The following is a 22,447-nucleotide window of genomic DNA, read 5'->3' as shown; positions in this document are numbered from 1 at the left end:
CGAATCGCTTAAGCGGCTGATCAATTTGGTGAGTCGCTACGTAGTACAGCTTGAATATAATAATCGCGAAAGGGATCCCATGGCCACCCATTTGGTTTGGTTTAGAAACGATTTACGAATTAAAGATAATCAAGCGCTGAGCACTGCGATTGCCGAGGGCAGGGATGTGTTAGCCATTTATATTGGCTGCCCTGAGCAATGGCAGGCGCATGCAATGGCACCAATTCAAGCCGATTTGATTGGGCGACGTTTGCAAGTTTTGCAAAGAGAGCTCGCGGCTTTAAATATCCCACTGGTGTTACGAGAATGTCCGCATTTTAGCGATGTTCCACAATGTTTGACTGAGCTGTGTCAGCAATATCAAATAGTTGCTGCGCACAGTCATTACCAATATGAGCTGAATGAGCAGCGCCGTGACCAAGCATGCCAGCAGCAATTGTTAGCCGTCAATGTTCAATGGTGTCAGTATCATGGCGAGTGTGGTATTGCGCCTGGTTCACTGAAAACTCAAGCGGGTAATTTCTTTAAAGTGTTTACGCCGTTTCGCAAAGCCTGGTTGGCTCACTTGAGTGAAAGCGAGCTGAGCCCACTACGCAGCCCAACTGCGCTGGTTAGTCGTCGCTTGAGTACAGGCATTAGACATTTGCTGGCTCACTCAGCAGCAATCCCTGACATTAATTATCCGCGAGTAGATAGCAGTGCCTGGGCAGTGGATGATGAGGCGATCATTACTCAGCTGAGACAATTTAGCGCGAGTCAAGCAACTGCTTATAAACAGCTGCGTGATTTTCCAGCTGAGCCTGCCACCAGTAAATTATCCGCTTATTTGGCCTTAGGAATGTTAAGTCCAAGACAATGTCTGGCTCGTTTATTATTAGACCATCCCCACTGTTTAGTTGAACCTGAGGGGGGCGCATTTTGCTGGTTAAGTGAGATTATTTGGCGTGAATTTTACCGCCACTTACTGGCTGCAAATCCACGTTTATCGATGTCTCATGCCTTTATCGGTTGGACCGAGGCGATCCCCTGGCATGAGAATCAAGACTTGCTAAAGGCTTGGCAGCAGGGACAAACGGGTTATCCGATTGTTGATGCAGCGATGCGCCAGTTAAATCAGACGGGTTGGATGCACAATCGTTTGCGGATGATCGTGGCGAGTTTTTTAAGTAAAGATCTGCTGCTCAATTGGCGGCTGGGTGAGCGTTGGTTTATGCAGCATTTAATTGATGGCGACTTCGCGTCGAATAATGGCGGTTGGCAATGGGCGGCGTCTACGGGTACCGATGCTCAACCCTATTTTCGTATTTTTAATCCGACCACTCAGGGCCAACGTTTCGATCCAGAAGGTAAATTTGTTCGCCAATGGGTACCTGAGCTAGCGGATATTCCTGGTAAGTATGTGCATCAACCCCATGCTTGGGCGAATAAAAATAAGCGGTATATTGATTACCCCTTACCCGTAGTGAACCATGCCGAACAGCGTCAATTAATTTTAGGTTACTTCGAACAGGCTAAAAATTTCGCTTGACCCTCCCGTTATGGGAGGGTTAACACTATACTCATCACGAGGTTAATTTAGGGCGTTGATGATGAGTGCTTCACTGGTGTTTCCTTTACAGGGTTTACGCTGTGCTGGATGTGTACGAAAAGTTGAAGGGATCTTAGCCGAGCAAGCTGGGGTAGAAGAGGGCAGTGTTAATTTAGCCTTGAATCAGGTGCGGATCCGCTCAGCACAAATTTCGGTGCTACCAGCGCTGCGTCAAGCCTTGAGTGCCCAAGGTTTTGAGATCCCCTTCGAGCATCATATCTGGCAGATTACTGGTCTTAATTGTGCAAGTTGTGTGACGAAGTTAGAAAGCGCACTGAATCAACTGCCAGGGGTTGATAAAGTGAGTGTTAACTTAGCCTTAAATCAACTGAGCATCGACATACTGCCTGAGGCTCAGCATCTGAGTGCGGTGAAACAAGCCATCATTGACTGCGGTTTTGCGGTTCAGCAAGCGCAAAATGAAGTGCAAGGGCATGTTCAGCAAGCTGTTATTCCTTGGCGCTTATTGTTTAGTTTGTTGTTATCACTACCCTTATTACTTCCAATGTTGCTTTCTTCCCTCACTTTAGCGCCCTTATGGCAGTGGTTACTGGCCACGCCAGTGCAGTTTTATATTGCCTTGCCTTTTTATCGCGGTGCCTGGTTAGCCTTAAAGCGCGGTAGTAGTTCAATGGATACCTTAGTGGTGATGGGAACCAGCACCGCCTATGGGTACAGTGTTTATCTGTGGCAAAGTGGTCAAACGGGGCATCTATATTTTGAAGCGGCCGCAGTGATTATTAGCCTTATTTTACTCGGTAAATACCTGGAGCAACGGGCCAAATACCAAGCGGCTAGCAATATTGCCGAGTTAGTTAATTTAAGCCCCCAGCAAGCGCTGCGTTTAAATGAGCAAGGCATTGCTGAACAAGTATCGGTTGAAAGCTTAAAGGTGGCAGATATCATCTTGGTGAAGCCGGGAGAAGTTTTAGCCGCCGATGGCGATGTACTGTGGGGCAGCAGTGAAGTGTCGGAAGCGGTGATTACCGGAGAAAGCCTACCCTTGAAGAAGCAAGTGGGAGATCGAGTACTGGCTGGTAGCATCAACGGCTCGGGTTTACTCAAGGTCACTGTGAGTGCTGAAAACCGCGATAGCACCTTGAGTAAAATTATTCAATTGGTAAGTGAAGCACAATCGGGTAAGGCTCCGATCCAAAGCTTAGTCGACAAAATCAGCCATTATTTTGTGCCTGCTATCTTATTGGTTGCGCTCACAACTTTGTTGGTTTGGAGTCTTCTTGGCCAGCCGGCTCAAGGGTTGTTAGCGGCGGTCTCGGTGCTGGTGATAGCCTGTCCTTGTGCTTTAGGTTTAGCTACGCCAACTGCGTTGGTGGCTGGCACAGGGCGGGGAGCGAAACTAGGGATCTTATATCGAAACATTCAGGCCTTAGAGCTGAGTCATAAAGTGGAACAGGTATTGCTCGATAAAACCGGTACCTTGAGTGAAGGTCAGCCTAAATTAGTGAACAGCCATAATTTCAGTGAACTGGCCGACAGCGATTTACTGCGCTTATGCGCCAGTGCACAGCAAGGGAGTCAACATCCCTTAGCGGCGGCGATGATCGCGGCAGCTGACTCGCAACAGCTATTCGCATTAGATTATTTTAATAGTTATCCGGGACTTGGCATCGAAGCGCAGTTGCTACAACTGCCTCAAGGTGAGCAGCTTGAGGATCGGCTTTATCTCGGAAATCAGCGCTTCATTGAACAGCAAGGTATAGTACTTGGCCAAGCTCAGTTAGATATAGCTGAACAATGTTTGCAACGAGGCCTCACGGTGGTATATGTGGCGAATCAGCAGCGACTACTTGCTGCTCTGGCTTTTGCTGATGTACCACGTCCTAGTGCCAAGTTAGCGGTTGCAATGTTAAAACGGCTTAAGCTTAAAGTCAGCATGTTGAGTGGTGATGCCTCACAGGTGAGTCGGAGTTTAGCCAGTGATTTGGGAATTGATGACTGGCACGCGGAGCTACTGCCCGAACAAAAGTTAGCGCAGATTAAACAACGACAGGCTCAGCAGGCGACCGTGATGATGGTGGGGGATGGCGTGAATGATGCGCCGGCACTGGCGCAAGCAGATGTTGGTATAGCCATGGGTGGCGGTAGTGATATCGCGCTAAATTCGGCAGATGTGGTGTTAATGCGTGATGATCCCTTGTTGATTGTTCAGGCTATTGCCTTGGCCAGACAAACCTGGCGGATCTTAAAACAAAATTTGTTTTGGGCTTTTATCTATAATTTACTTGGCGTACCGATTGCCGCCATGGGCTGGCTTAATCCGGCATTTGCGGGCGGAGCTATGGCCTTAAGCTCGGTGTGTGTGGTCGGCAATGCTTTACGGCTTAAGTATTGGCATGCCCCTCAAGGAGAGACAGATGTATAAGATTGGTGAAGTGGCTAAGCTCACGGGCTTGTCGGTGAAAACAATACGTTACTATCATGATATTGGCTTGGTCGAGGCGCTTAAAGGCGACAATGGCTATCGTTATTATCAGCCTGTACAACTTGGTCATTTGCAATTTCTTGGGAATTGCCGAGAACTTGGTTTTAGCCTGCCGCAAAGTAAACAGCTGCTTTCTCTATATGGTGATCAGCAACGTCATGCTGCGGAGGTGAAAACTATCGCCATGCAACATCTTAAAGAGGTGGAACAGCGGATTCAGCAATTACAGCAGTTGCGATCGAGTCTTACGGCGATGGTCGATTGTTGCCATGGTGGAGAGCGGCCAGAGTGCCCTATTTTGGAAGGCTTGGCTGGTGCGAGTCGCTTGCAGCATTTAGCTACGTCGTAGACGCACCACTTTCATGATCTCAAAATCAAATCCGCCACGACTTTGCGTACTCGGATAATAACTTAGATTGACTCTCGCCCCGACTAAGTTTTTATATCGTTGTTTGCGCTTGTAGATAAAGGGCACATCGTAATTGCTGATCATCAGGGTATGTAAGATCCAGTCTCCTTCTTCGCGCTGCACATGCGAACTTACTTGCAAATGCTCGGAGTGGATCAGTGCTGGGCGCTTTTTTAGAAGAGAGTCGGGATCTTTATTCATCATCAAGACCTAGCCGTACACACACAAATAGGCAGTTTCGCAAGGTACCTTCAATTGAAACTTTGCATTGCCGGGCACATTAAATTGTTGACCGTCTTTGAAGCTTCGCCATTCCTGTTCTCCGGGGAGTTTGACGATCAATTCACCCGATACAACCACCATTAACTCTGCTTCGGCGGTGCCAAATTCGTATTCACCCACAGCCATCACGCCGACTGAACTAGGCTTTTCTTTCCCTGCAAAGCCAATAGATTTCACTTGCCCGTTAAAGTACTCGTTACTCTTTAACATTAAAGATCCTTGTTTGAATTGATTGTACAAAATAGCAGGCTAGCATAATGTGAACTAATTTGGATCGTCCTAAGAGTTAGTTGAACAATGAATGAACAGAATTTGAATCCCTGTGAGCCTTTTGATAAGGCGATGTTAGTCAAAATAGCCCGGCATAAAATGCCCTTTGGCAAATATGCTGGGAGAGAGATTATCATGCTCCCCGAAGAATATTTATTATGGTTTCTCAATAAAGATGGTTTTCCAGAAGGTGAGCTGGGTCAGTTGATGGCCTTTGCATTAGAAATAAAAATAGCCGGCTTAGAGAAGGTGATTTGGCCACTGTTAGAGAGAGGAGTCGATTAACTTTCGTCTATACCTGGTTGTTTTTTGCTCATCTCTTTGCTAGCGTATTAAATCTAAGTACTCTTATTATGCATTTAATCAAAATTAAGCCGTAACTAGTTGATTAAAAGATGCACTGATTGAGTATTTAGTAGAGAATGTAATGCGCTGTAGCAATGCTTGTTGATATGTCAAAGGTTTTAGCCTGTCTATTTTAGGTGTGGTTAACTTTTTGTCGCTGGCTTGCCTAGCTAATACGTTAATTTGCACATGATATATGAGAGGACGATAATGTCAGGTCAGGTATTATCAGGAACCGTGAAATGGTTCAACGACGAAAAAGGTTTTGGTTTTATTGCTCAAGAGAAAGGTCCGGACGTTTTTGTTCACTTTCGCGCGATCAATGGTAACGGTCGTCGTAGTTTGGCTGAAGGTCAAGCGGTGACTTTTGAAGTGGTACAAGGTCAAAAAGGCCCTCAAGCTGAAAATGTAACTGCCATTTAAATCGTACAGTTAAGATTTTTAGTCAAAACGCTATCTTTCAGATGGCGTTTTTTTTTCTTTACAGTTCGTTTGATTAAGGAATAGTTCAAGAGTTGTCAGATAGTTAGCCACTTTGTTAGGGTAGGACTTTGGTAATTAGCAGATTTTTAGCTTTTTTAGCTTTTGATCAGGCATAAGAATATTACTTAAATTGGTTTGACATGGAGTGAGTTAGACTATGATGCAAGAATCTTCTTTAGTACCGGAACAGCAGGTCATCGTCGATCAGTTTTGGCGTTACTCCCTACAAGTTTATGCTGCGCCTGAGGTAAAAAGCCTGTGTTTGTCCTTACAAAATAAATATCAATGCAATGTTAATTTGCTACTTTGGTTAGGATTTTGTAAGCAGCAGCGATGGATGGTCAATCTTGATTACTTACAACGAAATATTGACGATAGCGAACAAAAGCTGAAGCAATTTCGGGATTACCGCAGCGTAGTGAAGCCCTTGATTAGCCAACGTCAATATGATCTGTTATTACAGCATGAATTAAAATTGGAGCAACGTCAGCAGCAAAAGTTGGTGATTAGCCAACAACGCTATCCTGGTGGTCAGCCAGCTGAGCAGGCTTTATCTGCGTACCTTGAACAGGTAGAGCTGAGTCCAGAGGAATATTTACAGCGAGTTGCGCTCGCCCTTGGCTAGTCTCACTCGGTTTGGTGCTGATAAAGGGTTTGATATAGGCCCTGTTGTTGGATCAGTTGTTGGTGTTCGCCTACTTGGCTAATTTGCCCATCATCCAACACATAAATTAGATCGGCCTGTTTGATAGCGCTTAAACGGTGAGCAATAATCAAGGTGCTACGATTATCTAAAAATCCTTGTAAATTATGGTGAACCTTCGCTTCGGTCTCGGTATCTAGGGCCGATGTTGCTTCGTCTAGAATCACCACCGCAGGTTTTGCTAAAATCATTCTGGCAATCGCTAAACGTTGCTTTTGTCCTCCAGATAAACGTACACCGCTGCGCCCTACGATCGTATCCAATTGCTCAGGTAGTTTTTTGGTGGTGGTCTTCAGTTCTGCGAGCGCTAGGGCCTGCCATAATTCGCGGTCGCTATGTTGTTGCCCCATATTGAGATTTTCTCTAACGCTGGCATTAAATAAGATCGGTTGCTGTAATACTGTGGCGATATTGCTACGGACCGTGGCATAACCAACGGATTCAATAGGGTGACCTGCAAAATAAATTTGACCGCTGTCTTTTTGGTAGAGACCTAACAGTAAGTTGACCAAGGTTGATTTTCCGCCTCCACTTACCGATACGATGGCCACTTTTTTCCCTGCGGGGAGCTGAATATTAATGTTTTTTAATACAGGGCTTTCGGCCGTGTAACTGAAACAAAGATCTTCAAAACGAATGTCGGGCGCTTGCGATTGGCTAAAGGGATTTACTTGACAGGGGTAACGAGGTTCTTGCTTTAACTCAAATATTTGGTTGAGTCTTGCCATCGCTGCATTGGCACTAAAGTAACTGTATTGAATATTGAGTATTTCTTGAACGGGGCCCATCATAAACCAAAGGTAGCCGAATACAGCGAAGATTTGGCCAACCGTTAAACCGGAAAATATCACCATCAGCATGGCTACGGCGCGAAACACTTCAAAACCAATTAAGAAGACAGTAAAGCTTAAACGATTAACCGCATCGGTCTTCCAATGCGAAGCGATCGCATGATCTTTGAGTTGGCTGGCTGCGGTGACCACCCGTGAGAAGTAATGGTCTTCGCGCTGGCTTGCGCGTAATTGTTGAATGCTGTCTAGGGTTTCAATCAAGGCTAATTGAAAAGCCTCAAAGGCTGCGTTTTCTTGTTTTTTAAGTTCTTTAACATGCTTACCAAAAGATCGAGAAAAATAGATGACTGCTGGGTTAAGCAGCAGAATAATCAGCCCTAGCTGCCAATCTATCCAAAGTAAAATTGCCGCAGTACCGATGATCGTGAGCACCGCCACTAAAAACTTTGACAGGCTTTCACTAATAAATTTATCCAAGGTTTCCACATCGGTGATGCAACGGGCGCTGATCCCACCGGAGCCTTGAGTTTCATATTCTCGGAGCTGAACTTTGGGTAGGTGTTCGACTAAACGTTGACGGATTAAAAAACTGATCTGTTTGCCGATGAAAGTAAATTGTCTAGATTGTAGTACTCCAACAATTAAAGATAGTAGTCGCAGGCTAATCACTAGGGCCAAAATCGTTAGAATATAACCACTGGGTTTGTGCCAAACTTCGGGAAGCAGTGTTTGCATTATCGCAACGGCGGTTCCCGGTTGCTTAAGTAGCACTTCATCAACCAGTAGCGGCATCATTAACGGGATTGGTACGCTGACCAAGGTCGCGATGATGGCAATCAAGTGAGCATAAGCGAGCGGCCGTTTGTATTGGAAAATTTGTTGGCGAATGCTTGCCCAAGTAAAAGTCGGAGAGACTGAGGCTGAATCCATAGTTTAAATAAGAATCTTTTTCATTTGAGATGCTGCCAAGTCTACGGACACTTGATTGAAAAAGCTAGCCGCAGGGTACGGCTAAAGAATTAGTGGTACCCTGAACAACTTGAATTTAATCGCTTTTCTTCTGGCGAACAATGGGGGCATCACCCATATCGGTGCCAACATCAAAGGTTCGATTCGATTTTATTACTTTGTCTTTTTTAATTGCGCCGCGCTTTTTGTTCGCCGCAGGCTGGGCTTTGTGTTTCATTTGCTTCTTCGTTGGTGCTCGTAAGCCTTTAAACTTGGCCTTTAACTCAGCCCCTTCAAGTAGGCTGAAATCAACTTTTTGTTCCAATAAGGCTTCTAAGCTTTTAAAGCTCTGCCAATCTTTTGGCCCTATCAAGGAATAGGCGGTGCCTGAGTTACCCGCGCGCCCGGTGCGACCGATACGATGCACGTATTCTTCCACATGTTTTGGCATATCAAAGTTGATGACGTGGGAAACTTGCACAATGTCTAAGCCTCTAGAGGCTAAGTCGGTGGTAAACAAGACTTGTTGATGGCCGCGACTAAACTCATCCATAATTTTGTTGCGAGCCCCTTGGTTGAGATCTGCATTCAAAGCCGCACATTTTAAGCCTTGTTGGTTAAACTCTTCGGCCAAGCGCTGAGTGTCGGCACGAGTGGCGGTAAAGACAATGGCTTGTTTTAAATGCGCCTGTTGCAGTAAGTGGCTTAACTGTAACTGTTTTTGTTCCAAGTTATCGCTTAATACAAAATGTTGGCTAATGTCTTGGTGTTGAGTAAAGCTAAAGCCAACGGCAATCCGCTCTGGCTCATTAAGCAGCTTGAGGGCGAAAGAGTTAATCGCAGCATCATCTAAAGTGGCCGAGAACATCAAGGTTTGACGTTTACGATGGTTGGCTGCTTGGTCAACAATATTTAATTGTTCGGCAAATCCGAGATCGAGCATTCGATCGGCTTCATCTAGGATCAGCAGTTCTAAACCTTCTAGATATAAATGACGTTTACTCAAATGGTCTGCTAAACGGCCGGGGGTGGCGACAATAATATGCGGGTCTTTGCGCAAGACTTTACTTTGATCATTAAAATTCTCTCCACCGCTGATTAAGCAAGCTCGCGTTTGCGTATTGGCAACCAAGAGGCGCAGTTGCGCAAATACTTGTTTAGCTAGCTCGCGTGTAGGAGTGAGGATCAAGGTCCGAGGATCTCGTTTGGAAAGTGCTCTGGTTTTTAACATCCGCTGCATTGCGGGTAGCAGATAAGCTAAGGTTTTACCGGAGCCAGTCTTTGAAGATGCGAGCAGATCCTTTCCTGCAATGGCTGCTGGAATCGCTCTAGCCTGTATTTCGGTTGCCTCGGCAAAGCCAAAGTGCTCAATGGTTTTATTTAAGCGAGGATCTAAGCCAAGTTCGGAAAACTGCAAGTTGTTACTCTCATATGATGAATGTGTGTTGATTATAACCGTAAAGCGGAATGCTTACCTAAAGGATTCATAGCCATGGGATTAATTTGTTGGTTTATCACGCGATTGATTGACTATCAGGCTGGGTTTGATGAATGAACCTTTTTGGTTACATATCAATTTAACGACGGGTTGTACTTGCCTGTATTGGCTCATGTTGCGATAGTTATCAATTAGGACAGAGCTCTTTATTGATGGATCGATCATGAACACAAATCAAAATATAAGTGAAAAACCCGCTTGGCGATTTTCTTTTCACATTCACCTGGTGTGCGTAATGATGTTTATGTTGATTATGAGCGGCGTGGTGATAGGGGCGCTCAATTATTACCATACCAGCGATATTGTGAGTAAAAATCAGGCCCATGCCTTTGAGCAAGTTGGGAACGCTACGGTGTCTGAATTAGAGGGGCTTATTTATCCGGCGCAGCATTTCATCCGCGATTTAGCGGCACTGGATTTAAGTATGCAGCAGCTTGATCAACAAGAGCTGCGTTGGTTACCGATGCTGTATGCCAGCCTGAACCAGCAGCGGGGCTTATCGGCGGCTTATCTGGGGTATCAAAACGGTGACTTCTATTTAGTTCGTCCGCTGGATACCCTAGAAAAGCATCGCCAACTAAAGGCGCCCTTAGGCGCTGTGGTATTAGTCACCAAAGTGGTGGCGGGAAAATCGAGTTTGACTTTTTATAACAAAAAAATGCAGACCTTAGTTGATTCGCACACCCGAAATTATCAGTTAGATCCTCGTGAGCGGCCATGGTATCAGCTGGCGATGAGTAAGCCTGGTTTGGCGACAACCAAACCCTATGTGTTTTATACCACCAATGAGGTCGGGGTGACCCTCGCCACCGCAAATACCAGTCAATCGATGGTCGTAGGGGTAGATATTACACTGGCCAGTGTATCTTCCAGCCTGCAAAAAAATATTATCAGTGGATCTTCGCAGTTGGTGATGTTTGATCAAGATTTTTCGGTATTAGCCCATCAACAACCGTCGTGGATTAGTGAACACTTGCAAGTGAGTGACGCAGCGGTGGTTTTACCAAAACTTGAACAGCAAGACTTAGGGGTACTGTCTTGTTTAACTAAGCAAGCGAATTTAGTTTCTGGAGAAAGCTTTCTGTTTGACTATCAAGATCAACAGTGGATGGGAAATGTGATCGAATTGAAGCTGGCGGGGGCTCGCTCTGGGAATGAACAAGGCTTAGAAAATCTGTATTTAGGTTTGGTCACTCCGGAAGATGAGCTGTTAATGGACGTAAGAGCGATACGTGATCAGTCGGTCATATTTAGCATTATCATTATTTTAATTTCGCTACCTGTTGCTTGGTATGCCTCGCGCTTAGTTGCTACGCCGTTACGGGCGTTAATGAAACAAAGTGAAGCGATCATGGCCTTCAATTTCGATGCCACTGTACCCGTGAACTCGGTCGTATTGGAGGTGGATCAGCTGAGTAAAATTACCGAACAATTAAAGAAAACCATTCAACAGTTTGCCGATGTTTCAACCATGCTCGGTGAGGAGAGTAACTTCTCTCGCTTATTAGAAAAAAGTGTCCAAGAGATGCAAACAGTGGCGAACATGAACAATGGGGCCATATGGTTGAAGCAGGATCAGCAATTTGTGTTGCAAACCCAATCTGGTAATACCATCTCTTTGCCCAAGCAGTTTGACTATGTTGATAGCTTGTCACAACCTCTCGTAAAGCATTTGTTAGATGCTACGACGACTGCCACCAGCAAATTCGAACGTTTGAATTTTCAACAGCAAAACTTGAATTTAGTCGTGTCGCCGTTAATTAATCGTCAACATAAGTTGGTCGGTATTATTGCCACTTTTGGTTTCGAAAATACCGAAGTATCTTCTCGAGTCCTGTCGTTTATCGACGCCTTGAGTAGTGTTGTGACGATTGCCATTGAAAACAGTCACTTAGTGGAATCACAAAAGCAATTACTTGAGTCTTTCATTCGTCTGACCGCCGGTGCAATTGATGCTAAATCGCCATATACCGGCGGGCATTGTCAACGCGTCCCCGAGTTAACAAAAATGTTGGCGAGCGCTGCGGTTGCGCAACAACAAGGGGTGTTTGCTGATTTTTCCATGACTGAGCATCAGTGGGAAGAACTGCATATCGCGAGTTGGTTGCATGATTGTGGCAAGGTCACAACCCCTGAGTATGTGGTGGACAAAGCCACTAAATTGGAAACCATCTATGATCGGATCCACGAGTTAAGAATGCGCTTTGAAGTGTTAAAAAGAGATGCACAGCTACGTTATTGGCAGCAAGTTGCTGATGGAATTAGCCAGCCAGAGCAGGAGCGTCTTGCGCAACAGCTAGCGCAGGAACTGCAGGTGTTAGACGATGAATTTGCTTTTGTTGCCAAGTTGAATATTGGCGGTGAATTTGTTGGTGTAGATGACATCGAACGTTTAGAGAGCATTGCCCAACGAACTTGGTTGAGAACATTAGATGATCGTTTAGGTTTATCTCATGTGGAGTTAGAGCGTCGTAGTGCTGAGGTGTCGCCACTGCCTGTTAAAGAGAAGCTGATCGATGATAAACCAGAACATATTATTTATCGGCGAGAAGATGAAAAAATTGCTGATGATAATCCTTGGGGTTTTAAACTTGAGGTTCCTAAATATAAATATAACCGCGGTGAACTCTATAATTTGAGCATTGCACGCGGCACTTTAACGGAAGAAGAACGCTATAAAATTAATGATCATATTGTGCAAACCATCATTATGTTAGAGAAATTACCTTTTCCAGATCATTTACGGCGGGTTGCCGAAATCGCCGGTGGCCACCATGAAAAAATGGATGGCAGCGGTTATCCCAAACAGCTGATCAAGTCTCAAATGCCTTTCACGGCCCGGATGATGGCGGTGGCGGATATATTTGAAGCTTTAACCGCCGCTGATAGACCCTATAAAAAAGGTAAAACGTTGAGTCAGTCGTTGATGATTATGTGTCGCATGTGTGAAGATCAACATATTGACGCAGATGTGTTCCGTTTGTTCTTAAGTTCGGGGATCTATCTTGATTACGCCAAGCATTATTTAGCTCCAGCGCAAGTTGATGAGATTAACCTTGATGATTATATGCCACAAGGCGTATAAGGCTTCGACAAGTCATGATTTGCTCACTCCGGTGATTCTTTGTGAGTAAGTGACTCGTCACCAACGACAATATTCCGTCCAGCACTTTTTGCGTGATATAACAATTCGTCGGCATAATTGAGCTGAGCTTCTAAATGTTCGTGGTGCTGGTTGGTTACGCCAATACTGACACTGATCGATAAGATTTGGTCGTTGTAGTAAAAATCAGTGGCTGCCACTTGAGCTCGAAAAGCATCGAGTAATTGATAAGCCTGATCGTTATTTAATCCGGCTAAGGCGACATTGAACTCTTCGCCTCCAGTTCTAGCGAACAAAAAATTTGTTAATCCTGACTTTAGTAGGCGGGCGAAGTGAACTAACACCGCGTCGCCAGCTTCATGTCCATATTGATCATTAAAATTTTTGAAGTGATCGATATCGAGCACAGCTATTGCAAGTGGCGAGCCTTTCTGAAGAGCCTTTTGGTGTAGTTTTCGGCCATGTTCAATAAAATAACGTCGATTGGGGATGACGGTTAAGTAATCTTGATAGGCTGCTTTTTCTAGTTTTTCGACCAAGGCGAGAGTATTTAGGCAGTGGTTCACCCGACATTGAAACTCTTCAATGGAAAAGGGCTTTGGCAGATAATCATTGGCACCATTTTTAATAAATTTACTTGATACTTGGGGATCATCCGCCGCAGAAAGTCCTAAGATGCTGATCCGTCGCTGAGTCATTTCGTGACGGACTTTTTGGACTAATTCAAAGCCATTTAAGTGTGGCATTTGGTAGTCACAGATCAGTAATTTAATCTCAGGTTCCTGTTGCAAAAGTTGATACGCACTTGGTCCGTCTTCGGCTTCAAATACTTGGAATAATTGGCGTTGCAGTAAACTGCAAATGTGTTTCCTTGCTAAGCCAGAATCTTCGGCAACCAGTACTTTAGTATGGCGATTTTGATAGAGTCGATTAATTGAATCGAAGGCAAGTTGGTAGGCATAACGACCTTCTTTTAATACATAATCAACCACACCTTTATGGATTAAGGATTGGCTCTGTTGATTAAATGAGCCTGAAAGAACAACGGTTGGTAAACCTTGTTCAAGTAAGTAATCGATGAGTTCGCCATTAGGGGCATCGGGCAAATTGAAATCAGCGAGAGACGCAAAGAAATGCTCTGGGTGTGCCGAATACGCTTGTTTTGCCTGCTCGAAGTCGGCGGCAAAAACAGGAACTAAATCACGAAGCATCGGTGATAGATGACGTAGTATTTTTAAAACTGTGGCACTGTCTTCGACAATGAGTACTTTTTGCATTGTATGACTTCCAATAAGCGCTTGTTTGATTGTAGAGTAAGAGAGCTTAATGTTTAGTAAATGACCCAAGTTTTTCTCAATATAAATACCAAGGGCTGGTTGAAGGTGGCCGTTTGGAGAGACGCTTGCTCTTCAATGTATAATGGCCAGGAGCTGCGCTTGTTGTGCTTGTCGCACCATGGTGCAGACTATGATTGTGAAAAGTAATCGTTGTGAAAGCTTTATTTGCTGCGTGATTCAGCAGTTTCACTCAGCTTGGCCTTGCTCTGTGACTCTCTGGACCGGAGATATTGGGCTTGTGTTTGTAGATAGTATTGTTCAGGAGGGAATGTGATGTATTGGATGGAGTTTTTGACCGTAGTAGTGGTTCATTTATTGGCTGTTGCTTCACCTGGCCCAGACTTGGCAGTGGTATTAAAGAATAGTATTGGCGTGGGGCGGCGGGCTGCCGTTATGACGTCGTTGGGGGTGGGCTGTGGTATTTTGATTCATGTGGTCTATTCGGTACTTGGTATTGGTTTGGTGATTTCACAATCTATTTGGTTGTTTAATGTAATCAAATGTTTAGGTGCCGCTTATCTATTATGGATTGGCTTTCATGCCTTACGTTCCAAGGCTCGAACCGAGCACGATCTTCACCAGACTGCGCCCGTAGAACTCAGTGATCGCAGCGCCTTTATCAGTGGTTTTATGACCAATGGTTTAAATCCTAAAGCAACCTTATTTTTCTTGTCATTATTTACCGTGGTGATTAGTCCTGCAACCCCGATGTTAGTTCAAATAGGCTATGGTTTATATATGGTTATGGCCACCGCTTTGTGGTTTATGATGATCTCTTGGTTGTTTAGCACTCAGCGAGTCAGGCGTAAGTTTTTGCAAGTGGGTCATTGGTTTGATCGCAGCATGGGGCTGGTGTTAGTGAGCTTGGGTATTCGCTTATTGTTTAGTAGTCAAAAGTAAGTCGCGGTAAGTTAGTTTTATGGGAGCGCTATGAGTTTAGTTGGATGGATAAAACCACTAAAAAAACGTTGGCAGACCTTACGGCCTTGGCAAAAGATAACCAGCTATTTAGCGCTCACTTTTATATCGTATTTGTTGTTGTCTCTTACTTTCTTGCCATGGCTATTGAAACAGCAAATTGAGAGCCAACTCAGTCGCAGTAGTGGCCATCCGGTCTCAGTGCAAGCACTGAGTTATCATCCTTTAAAGCTTGCATTAACTTTACGCCAATTCTCTTTGGCCGAATTGGCGGTTCAGCCATCTCAACCCCTGCTTGGTTTTGAACGACTGTATATTGATTTCAGTCTGAGTTCCCTATTTTATTGGCGCTGGCAGTTTGACAAAGTTGAGCTCGATGGCTTGTTTGTTCATTTGAGTCGCTTGCAAGATGGTCGTCTGAATATTGATAGCTTGTTTGCGACAGCCGCTGAACCCGAAATAGAACCAACGGATATCTCTGGTCGCAGTTTACCAAGGTTTGGATTCGGGAAATTTTTGTTACGTGATGCGAGTTTGCGGATCAGTGACTATTTACCTGAGCAAGCAGTAGATTTCGATATTTCGGAAGTTTCTTTATCCTTACAGAATTTCTATAGCCAAAAAACCGGTGCGGGCGTTAATGCTTACCAAGTGAATGCTCAGATTGGAGATAAGGGGCGCTTAACGTGGAACGGTTATGTGGACTTACCCGCTTCGCAAATCTCTGGTGATGTGAGTTTAGAGAACTTTCAGTTAGCCAATGCGTTCGCCTTTGCTCGTCCTTATACTGATTTGCGCATCACTCAGGGCAATTTACAACTTAGCACTCAGTATTTAATTGATTACCAAGATGATTTTCAATTGACTACGGAGCAGGGCCAGTTGCTTATTGATACGCTGAGTTTACAGGCGCTGCAGCAAACCCGTAGTCATTTAGCGCAGCTTAAATTAAAAGGTATCGCGCTCGATCTGCGTCAACGGCAGCTTGGCCTCGGTGACATCCAAATTAGTGATGGCATGTTTAAGGGGATGCTTGATCAACAAGCGCATTTAGACTGGTTGTCGTGGTTTCATTTCGATAGGTTATTGGCGGAAATGAGCGGGGCGGCTGAGGTCGAGCCAGCGAGGTCTATCAGTAATGCGCCAGAGGCAGCTGTTAAGCCTTGGGAAGTGAGCTTTTCCAGTGTGTCGTTGCAGCAGTTTGCCTTGAATATTGATGAACAGTGGCAGGCCGAAAGTAAAAATCATTTACTGTTGTTACAGCAATTACAGCTCGGTGCTTTTTCCAGTGCAATGAATCAAACCACAGATGTGCGTTTGGCGGCCCAACTTTATGGTGAGAGTCCAATTCGAGCCGAACTACAGTTTCAGGGGCCTAAACAGAAACTAAATGGCCAACTGAGCATCGCTAATTTGTCGATAGCCGAGCTGCAAAAGTGGTATTCCCCTTGGCTTCACTTACCTTCGGCCAAGGGCAAGCTGGCTTTTAGTAGCCGGTTATCCATTGATCTGAATGACTTCATGAGTTTTACCTCTCAGCAAGGTCGGTTGGAGCTCTCTGAGTTGAGGGTGCTAAATTCGCCGCATGATGGCGCTAAAGCTTGGATCATTTGGCCAACATTGCAGGTCGAAGATATAGGGGTCGACCTTGCCACACGCCAAGTTCAAATTGACAGGGTCAATAGCGAAGGTCTTAATTTGTCGATGAATGTCGATCAAGACGGCCATTTCGATGTGCTTGAGCAGTTGCTGGTGACTCAGACATCATCGCAGAGCTCTCCTCATTTAGAGCCTGCTGCGATTTTAAGGGATAAGGCCAGCGATGATGGCTCTCAACCTGACTGGCAAGTACGGATTAAACAGGTTCATGCGCAGAACTCCCAGTTGGCTTTGAGCGAAGTTTTTTCGGGGCAAGCATTGAGCCATCACTGGCAGATCAAAAGTCTTAATGTAGGCCCTCTGGATTCGAGTTTGGCACAGCCGGTGAATGTTTCGGCAGCGCTGAGTGCACAACAAGGTGGGAAAGTGCAGCTGCAAGGGCTGGTACAATTAGCTGAGCAACAGGCTCAACTTGACGTCACGCTTGATGCACTCGCGCTAAATCATTACCAACCCTATATCGCGCAATACTCCGAATTGGAACTTATTTCGGCCAAGCTAAGTTCACATTTACAGTTAAGTTTAAACTGGCAACAGGCTTTTGCGTTGGCGATGCAAGGTGAGCTTGGTGTAGACGACTTGCAGTTACAAGATGCGCGGACTCAATCTGAGCTGTTGAAATGGAATCAATTGAAGCTGAGTCACTTCGAGTTTAATAGCGCCGAGCGGCGCTTGGCCTTGGGTGAACTGAGTTTTATCAAGCCGTATTTCCTGGTGGATATCGATGAAGATTTTTCGACCAACCTGAATGGCCTTATTAAGCCGATTGAAGCGGCGGAGCCTGCTAAAGTGGCTCGTCATAGGTCAACGGAATCGAGTGTTTCCGAACCAGACGATTGGCGGGTGAGTATCGAAAAAACCGAATTTAGCGACGGTTTGGTCAATTTCACTGACCGCTCATTAAAGCCTAATTTTTCAGCCGATATCGAACAGGTTTCTGGTCATATTGGTCAGTTAAGCCAAGCGCCTGGTATGGCTGCCGAAGTGGCGTTGAGCGGGCAGGTTGATGGTTATGCACCGGTAAATTTTGTGGGTAAAGTCGCCCCGTTAGCTACCGAGCCAACTTTTGATGCGGAGCTCGATTTTAAACATCTAGAATTAACCCGCCTAAGTGCTTACTCCGGGACTTATGCTGGCTATGTGATTGAGCGTGGGCAATTGTCTTTATCTCTCGCTTATCAGATGGAGAAGAATCGGCTACAGGGCAATAATCAGATTTATATCGAACAGTTACAGTTAGGTAAGCGCACTGACAGTGAGAAGGCCACTTCATTGCCGGTTTCTTTGGCTATTGCTTTACTGGAAGATGATCAAGGGGTGATCGATCTCGGATTAAAAGTTAGTGGAGATGTGAATGATCCTGAGTTTAATGTTGCTGGTTTAGTGTTTAAAGCCTTGGGGGGGGCGCTGACTAAAATTGTCACGTCACCCTTTGCCATCATCGGCTCTTTAGTTGGCTCTGACGAAACCTTAAATCATTTTAGCTTTGCGGCTGGTAGTAGCCAATTAAGTGAGAGCCAAACTCAGCAACTAGCGCAATTAGTGAAAGGTTTAAATAAACGACCGCACCTAAAAATCGCGTTAACAGGATCGGTTGAAAAAGCACAAGATGTGCCAGCCTTAAAACGTCAGCAACTTGCATCTTTGTTGATCGAAGCATCGGGTTTAACGCTGCCTATCGAGCAAGTTAATTTAAGCTCGGTATTAGAGGATACGCGCTTGCGCAGCGCATTAGTGAACTTGGCTCAGCAAAATATAGAAGAAAGTCGTCGAGAGCTCGATCGACAAACCTTGAGTCAGAGTTTAAAAGAACAGCAACAGTTAAGCCCTGAACATCTCAATCAACAGTTACATAGCCTTTGGTATCAGTATCTGGTGCAAAAGATGACGGTGAGCGAAGCGCAGTTAGAAACTTTGGCCGAACATCGAGCTATCACCGTGAAGGATGCCTTAACCAAACAATATCAGTTGCCCAATGAGCGCGCCTTTGTACAGCGCCAAACCTTAGATAAACAGCCTTCAGCGATGATAGTGACGCTGAGTGTGATTGCGGATTAACAGGGTCTTGGGCTTGCGTTAATTAAGGGGGGGCGGATAATAGCGCTCCGTTGTTAAGGAAGCCTGTCATGCAGACTCTAGTTTTAGTCGCCGAACATCCCGATTTTTTAGTGCTTAATAAACCTTGTGGACTGAATTTTCATACTGAAGATGGTGCGCTGGGCTTGGTTGAACTTGCCAAGCTGCAGTTTGCAATGCCGCTGTGGCCAGTGCATCGTTTAGATAAACTTACATCGGGCCTGTTATTGTTAGCGAAAACCAAGCAGGCTGCGAGTGAGTTTCAAGAATTGTTTAGCCAAGGTCAGGTCGATAAATATTATTTAGCGATTGCCAGTGCTAAGCCAAAAAAGAAACAAGGTCTGATTAAAGGCGATATGCTGAAGGCGCGTAACGGCAGCTGGAAGCTGGCAAAAACCACCAATAAACCCGCTATCACTCAGTTTTTTAGTTACGCGGTGCAGGCTAAGCGGCGTTTGTTTTTGCTTAAACCTCGCACCGGACGAACTCACCAATTGCGAGTCGCTCTAAAAAGCTTAGGTTCACCAATCTTAGGCGATCAGCGTTATGCTGGAGAGGCAGCAGCACGAGGTTATTTACACGCCTATGCTTTACATTTTGTGTGGCATGGTGAACCACAAAGTTTTATTGCTGAAGAAAATCTCGATGGTGAATTTGCTGCTACGGCGATGGCAGAGCAAATTAGACTGTTGGCTAAACCTTGGGATATTCCATTTCCACGCCTTGGAGCGAATTGACGGTGATCCGTCAAGCTTAAGTTTTCATCAAAAGCGAAGACTTTAAATCAGGTTGTGGCTCAGCGATTCGCTGGGTCGATGTTGTTTCGTTGATCGATGGGGTCCTATCTAAACCGTTATTGGTTCGCGGCATGGGCAAAGCTTGATAGGGAAATGAGTGAGCATTGCTTGCTGTAGTTGAATGGTTGATGCCTAAGTGCAGAGCCTTTCATGTGGCTCTGCACCTAGCTTTAATACTTAAACTTTAAGCTTTCTCTCCTGAGCCGATTGAGGTCTCATCCTCGTCGATGTCACTTTCACCAATGCCTTTCATACGAGCAATCAGTAAACCGGTAATCACCAGCGTGGTCACACAGCCAGCAATGGTTGAGATGGTCATCGGTAAACCAAAGCCTAGCGTGCTTGAGTTTAAGATGAACGTGAGAACCACGGTGGTCATAAACATTGCGGGAACAGTGCTTACCCAATGGAATTTGTTATGGCGCAGTAAGTAAGCACTGGCGGTCCATAACATCATCACTGCGGTGGTTTGGTTAGCGAAACCGAAGTAGCGCCAAATAATCCCGAAGTCGACTTGGGTGAGAATGCCACCAATCACGAAAATCGGAAGGGCGATCAACAGACGATTTCTAATTGGTTTTTGCGATAAGTTGAAATATTCGGCCAGAATCAGACGGCTGGAACGGAATGCTGTGTCGCCAGAAGTAATCGGCAAGATCACCACGCCAAGGAAGGCTAAGATCCCACCAAACACGCCTAATAAGCCAAATGATGCATCATATACCACCTTACCTGGACCACCGCTAGATACTGCGGCTTGTAGCGCGTCAACTGAGTCGAAGAAAGACAGAGCAATGGCACACCAAATCAAGGCAATCACCCCTTCACCAATCATGGCACCATAAAACACAAAGCGGCCATTGGTTTCATTTTCAACACAACGCGCCATCAGCGGAGATTGAGTGGCATGAAAACCTGAAATTGCGCCACAGGCGATGGTAATAAATAGTGCGGGCCAAAGCGGCAAATCTCTAGGGTTCATGTTACTGAACATTTGCGATACTTTGTAGTCACTCATCAGCGTGTGTTCGCTGGAGAACGCTAAGGCAGTTACCAGACCAACCGACATAAAGATCAGTAGTGCGCCAAATAAGGGATAAAAGCGGCCGATGATTTTGTCGATGGGAACAATGGTTGCAACGATGTAGTAAATAAAAATTAACGAAACCATGGTACCAAGGCCGAGATTAAGGTCCGCTTGGTCGTTAATCAGATTGGTTAACATGCCAGCGGGGGCGGAAACAAACACTACGCCCACCAGTAGCAGCAATACAATGGCAAAGATATTCATGAAATGGCGAGCGGTTGATCCGAGGTAGCGACCCGATAACGCGGGGACAGAAGCCCCACCGTTGCGTACCGATAACATCCCTGAGAAATAGTCATGTACTGCGCCAGCAAAGATACAGCCAATGACGATCCACAGCATCGCTGCCGGGCCGTACAATGCGCCCATAATAGGACCGAAGATTGGGCCGACACCAGCGATGTTGAGCAGTTGAATTAAATACACTTTCTTCTGCGACATTGGCACGTAGTCAACGCCGTCTTGTTTGGTATAAGCGGGGGTTTTCCGTTGTTGTTTAACACCGAACACCTTCTCGATGAAAGCGCCATAAATGAAGTAACCGCCGAGCAGTGCTGCGACGCAGAATAAAAACCAAAGCATGTCATCCTCTCAATACTTAGTTGTAATTACGCCTAGTGTAAGCAAGTCATTAGATGGATGCCGTCGTGCTTTGAGTGAGTGGTCATATATAAGAGTGAGTGGTCGAGAGAAGCTCTGAGTGGCGGCAATAGTTATTCTTTGGACGTCGTCGCGATACTTCGTTTGAGAGCACTCAAGTGGGTTTATCCGATACGGTTTTCTATCAAATCATGGGGCTAGGATGGCGGTTTAAGTCGTCATTCTCTCGCATTCATGTCCTTGCCATTGGCTCGTTATTAGATTCTAATTATCAATCGCTTATGATCAATTGTGTTTTTTCTATAAAAGACTCCCCTTGATTAATATACGGCTACGCTATATGAACTTAGTTAGGTTAATCTAAGCTCATCTGCACATTTTACTTCCATTAAAATGGAATTCTGCCTCGGCAGGTTGCTCATGGGTTATATACATAGGAATGAAAATATGAATATTGCAGTACTCACTTTTGATGGATTTAATGAATTAGACTCATTCATTGTCGCGGGAATTTTGAATCGGATGAAAGAATCTGGTTGGAACGTACAAATCACCAGCCCTAGTGAATCCGTCACGTCGATGAATGGTGTCAGTATATGTTCTCAGCAGCCTTTAGAGTTTGCAAATACCGCAGACGCAGTGTTATTTGGTAGTGGGCTGCTGACTCGAGATATTGCGAAAGATAGCGGTTTGTTATCAAGGTTAAAGCTTAAGCCACAAAGTCAGCTAATTGCTGGCCAGTGTTCGGGAACATTGCTGATGTCGGTTCTCGGTTTGTTAGATAAAGTCCCAGCGTGTACCGATTTGACGACCAAGCCTTGGGTTATTGAGTCGGGTGTGGCTGTTTTAGATCAGCCGTTTTATGCACAAGGCAATCTGGCTACCGCTGGTGGTTGCTTATCATCGAAGTACCTCGCAACATGGGTTTTATGTAAGCTGGCAGGGCTGTCCCAAGCTGAATCCGCAATTCATTATGTTGCTCCGGTTGGTGAAAAAGAAAGCACCGTGAAACATTGTATGTCACTGGTTAGTGCGTATCTGTAGTCGGACGACAAAACTCAGATTCAACTATGTGTTGTTGGGTATGAACGTTCAAATAACTCGCTGATT

The 22,447-nt window shown here is 45.2% G+C and carries 17 protein-coding genes; 11 read left to right on the top strand and 6 right to left on the bottom strand.

Annotation, left to right across the window (positions count from 1 at the left end; all coding sequences use genetic code 11):
* Positions 1-79: 79 nt before the first annotated feature.
* The 3 genes from phrB to ACRRS0_RS17015 are packed head-to-tail and all read left to right on the top strand — an operon-like array spanning position 80 to position 4,380.
* Positions 80-1,528, top strand: a complete 1,449-nt coding sequence (gene phrB / locus ACRRS0_RS17025) for a deoxyribodipyrimidine photo-lyase (protein ID WP_432452025.1) — start codon at positions 80-82, stop codon at positions 1,526-1,528.
* Positions 1,529-1,586: 58 nt separating this feature from the next.
* Positions 1,587-3,971, top strand: a complete 2,385-nt coding sequence (locus ACRRS0_RS17020) for a heavy metal translocating P-type ATPase (RefSeq protein WP_432452026.1) — start codon at positions 1,587-1,589, stop codon at positions 3,969-3,971.
* Positions 3,964-4,380, top strand: a complete 417-nt coding sequence (locus ACRRS0_RS17015) for a MerR family DNA-binding protein (RefSeq protein WP_432452027.1) — start codon at positions 3,964-3,966, stop codon at positions 4,378-4,380. The genes ACRRS0_RS17020 and ACRRS0_RS17015 overlap by 8 nt, the downstream gene beginning before the upstream one ends.
* Here ACRRS0_RS17015 and ACRRS0_RS17010 read toward each other — a convergent pair.
* On the bottom strand, positions 4,366-4,641 hold the full coding sequence (locus ACRRS0_RS17010) for a hypothetical protein (RefSeq protein WP_432456149.1): 276 nt from the start codon (positions 4,639-4,641) through the stop codon (positions 4,366-4,368). The genes ACRRS0_RS17015 and ACRRS0_RS17010 overlap by 15 nt on opposite strands.
* A gap of 9 nt (positions 4,642-4,650) precedes the next feature.
* A complete protein-coding gene (locus ACRRS0_RS17005; protein ID WP_432452028.1) occupies positions 4,651-4,932 on the bottom strand; it encodes a pyrimidine/purine nucleoside phosphorylase in 282 nt (93 codons plus the stop codon).
* Positions 4,933-5,019: 87 nt separating this feature from the next.
* Here ACRRS0_RS17005 and ACRRS0_RS17000 point away from each other — a divergent pair, with 87 nt between their 5' ends.
* The 3 genes from ACRRS0_RS17000 to ACRRS0_RS16990 all read left to right on the top strand — a co-directional run bounded on the left by ACRRS0_RS17000 (position 5,020) and on the right by ACRRS0_RS16990 (position 6,445).
* Positions 5,020-5,277: a DUF3820 family protein gene (locus ACRRS0_RS17000; RefSeq protein ID WP_432452029.1), complete on the top strand. Its 258-nt coding sequence runs from the start codon at positions 5,020-5,022 to the stop codon at positions 5,275-5,277.
* A gap of 270 nt (positions 5,278-5,547) precedes the next feature.
* Entirely contained in the window at positions 5,548-5,760 is a 213-nt protein-coding gene (locus ACRRS0_RS16995; protein WP_432452030.1) for a cold-shock protein, read from the top strand.
* Between the two features lie 217 nt (positions 5,761-5,977).
* Positions 5,978-6,445: a TIGR02444 family protein gene (locus ACRRS0_RS16990; protein ID WP_432452031.1), complete on the top strand. Its 468-nt coding sequence runs from the start codon at positions 5,978-5,980 to the stop codon at positions 6,443-6,445.
* A 2-nt stretch (positions 6,446-6,447) separates the two neighbouring features.
* Here ACRRS0_RS16990 and ACRRS0_RS16985 read toward each other — a convergent pair whose 3' ends face one another.
* The gene (locus tag ACRRS0_RS16985; RefSeq protein WP_432452032.1) at positions 6,448-8,244 is read right to left on the bottom strand and encodes an ABC transporter ATP-binding protein; all 1,797 of its coding nucleotides are present in this window, start codon (positions 8,242-8,244) and stop codon (positions 6,448-6,450) included.
* 115 nt (positions 8,245-8,359) lie between these two features.
* Positions 8,360-9,679, bottom strand: a complete 1,320-nt coding sequence (locus ACRRS0_RS16980) for a DEAD/DEAH box helicase (RefSeq protein ID WP_432452033.1) — start codon at positions 9,677-9,679, stop codon at positions 8,360-8,362.
* 244 nt (positions 9,680-9,923) lie between these two features.
* Between ACRRS0_RS16980 and ACRRS0_RS16975 the strand changes: the two genes are divergently transcribed.
* Positions 9,924-12,845 carry an HD domain-containing phosphohydrolase gene (locus tag ACRRS0_RS16975; protein WP_432452034.1) on the top strand — a complete coding sequence of 974 codons (2,922 nt, stop codon included), beginning with the start codon at positions 9,924-9,926 and terminating at the stop codon, positions 12,843-12,845.
* A gap of 23 nt (positions 12,846-12,868) precedes the next feature.
* On the opposite strand, the gene ACRRS0_RS16970 is transcribed toward ACRRS0_RS16975, so the two are convergent.
* Positions 12,869-14,140 carry a GGDEF domain-containing response regulator gene (locus ACRRS0_RS16970; protein ID WP_432452035.1) on the bottom strand — a complete coding sequence of 424 codons (1,272 nt, stop codon included), beginning with the start codon at positions 14,138-14,140 and terminating at the stop codon, positions 12,869-12,871.
* A 333-nt stretch (positions 14,141-14,473) separates the two neighbouring features.
* Between ACRRS0_RS16970 and ACRRS0_RS16965 the strand changes: the two genes are divergently transcribed.
* From ACRRS0_RS16965 to ACRRS0_RS16955, 3 genes are all read left to right on the top strand, one after another.
* Positions 14,474-15,100 (top strand): LysE family transporter, encoded by a 627-nt coding sequence (locus tag ACRRS0_RS16965; RefSeq protein WP_432456150.1) that lies wholly within the window; start codon positions 14,474-14,476, stop codon positions 15,098-15,100.
* 30 nt (positions 15,101-15,130) lie between these two features.
* The gene (locus ACRRS0_RS16960; RefSeq protein WP_432452036.1) at positions 15,131-18,835 is read left to right on the top strand and encodes a DUF748 domain-containing protein; all 3,705 of its coding nucleotides are present in this window, start codon (positions 15,131-15,133) and stop codon (positions 18,833-18,835) included.
* Positions 18,836-18,903: 68 nt separating this feature from the next.
* Entirely contained in the window at positions 18,904-19,590 is a 687-nt protein-coding gene (locus ACRRS0_RS16955) for a TIGR01621 family pseudouridine synthase (RefSeq protein WP_432452037.1), read from the top strand.
* Positions 19,591-19,834: 244 nt separating this feature from the next.
* On the opposite strand, the gene ACRRS0_RS16950 is transcribed toward ACRRS0_RS16955, so the two are convergent.
* Positions 19,835-21,319: a carbon starvation CstA family protein gene (locus ACRRS0_RS16950; RefSeq protein WP_432452038.1), complete on the bottom strand. Its 1,485-nt coding sequence runs from the start codon at positions 21,317-21,319 to the stop codon at positions 19,835-19,837.
* A 465-nt stretch (positions 21,320-21,784) separates the two neighbouring features.
* Between ACRRS0_RS16950 and ACRRS0_RS16945 the strand changes: the two genes are divergently transcribed.
* The gene (locus ACRRS0_RS16945) at positions 21,785-22,381 is read left to right on the top strand and encodes a DJ-1/PfpI family protein (RefSeq protein ID WP_432452039.1); all 597 of its coding nucleotides are present in this window, start codon (positions 21,785-21,787) and stop codon (positions 22,379-22,381) included.
* Positions 22,382-22,447 lie beyond the last annotated feature (66 nt).

Origin of the sequence: Agarivorans sp. QJM3NY_29, assembly GCF_050870835.2 — a bacterium.
Lineage (GTDB): Bacteria > Pseudomonadota > Gammaproteobacteria > Enterobacterales > Celerinatantimonadaceae > Agarivorans.
The sequence above is the reverse complement of the archived record's forward strand: the minus strand, read 5'-3'. Positions and strand labels throughout refer to the sequence as shown.

What these genes read in the sequence shown, in the direction of transcription:
- ACRRS0_RS16950 (WP_432452038.1), bottom strand. Translation starts at nt 21,319, where the DNA reads ATGCTTTGGTTTTTATTCTGCGTCGCAGCACTGCTCGGCGGTTACTTC.
- ACRRS0_RS16955 (WP_432452037.1), top strand. Translation starts at nt 18,904, where the DNA reads ATGCAGACTCTAGTTTTAGTCGCCGAACATCCCGATTTTTTAGTGCTT.
- phrB (WP_432452025.1), top strand. Translation starts at nt 80, where the DNA reads ATGGCCACCCATTTGGTTTGGTTTAGAAACGATTTACGAATTAAAGAT.
- ACRRS0_RS17020 (WP_432452026.1), top strand. Translation starts at nt 1,587, where the DNA reads ATGATGAGTGCTTCACTGGTGTTTCCTTTACAGGGTTTACGCTGTGCT.
- ACRRS0_RS17015 (WP_432452027.1), top strand. Translation starts at nt 3,964, where the DNA reads ATGTATAAGATTGGTGAAGTGGCTAAGCTCACGGGCTTGTCGGTGAAA.
- ACRRS0_RS17000 (WP_432452029.1), top strand. Translation starts at nt 5,020, where the DNA reads ATGAATGAACAGAATTTGAATCCCTGTGAGCCTTTTGATAAGGCGATG.
- ACRRS0_RS16970 (WP_432452035.1), bottom strand. Translation starts at nt 14,140, where the DNA reads ATGCAAAAAGTACTCATTGTCGAAGACAGTGCCACAGTTTTAAAAATA.
- ACRRS0_RS17005 (WP_432452028.1), bottom strand. Translation starts at nt 4,932, where the DNA reads ATGTTAAAGAGTAACGAGTACTTTAACGGGCAAGTGAAATCTATTGGC.
- ACRRS0_RS16975 (WP_432452034.1), top strand. Translation starts at nt 9,924, where the DNA reads ATGAACACAAATCAAAATATAAGTGAAAAACCCGCTTGGCGATTTTCT.
- ACRRS0_RS16965 (WP_432456150.1), top strand. Translation starts at nt 14,474, where the DNA reads ATGTATTGGATGGAGTTTTTGACCGTAGTAGTGGTTCATTTATTGGCT.
- ACRRS0_RS17010 (WP_432456149.1), bottom strand. Translation starts at nt 4,641, where the DNA reads ATGAATAAAGATCCCGACTCTCTTCTAAAAAAGCGCCCAGCACTGATC.
- ACRRS0_RS16960 (WP_432452036.1), top strand. Translation starts at nt 15,131, where the DNA reads ATGAGTTTAGTTGGATGGATAAAACCACTAAAAAAACGTTGGCAGACC.
- ACRRS0_RS16990 (WP_432452031.1), top strand. Translation starts at nt 5,978, where the DNA reads ATGATGCAAGAATCTTCTTTAGTACCGGAACAGCAGGTCATCGTCGAT.
- ACRRS0_RS16985 (WP_432452032.1), bottom strand. Translation starts at nt 8,244, where the DNA reads ATGGATTCAGCCTCAGTCTCTCCGACTTTTACTTGGGCAAGCATTCGC.
- ACRRS0_RS16995 (WP_432452030.1), top strand. Translation starts at nt 5,548, where the DNA reads ATGTCAGGTCAGGTATTATCAGGAACCGTGAAATGGTTCAACGACGAA.
- ACRRS0_RS16945 (WP_432452039.1), top strand. Translation starts at nt 21,785, where the DNA reads ATGAATATTGCAGTACTCACTTTTGATGGATTTAATGAATTAGACTCA.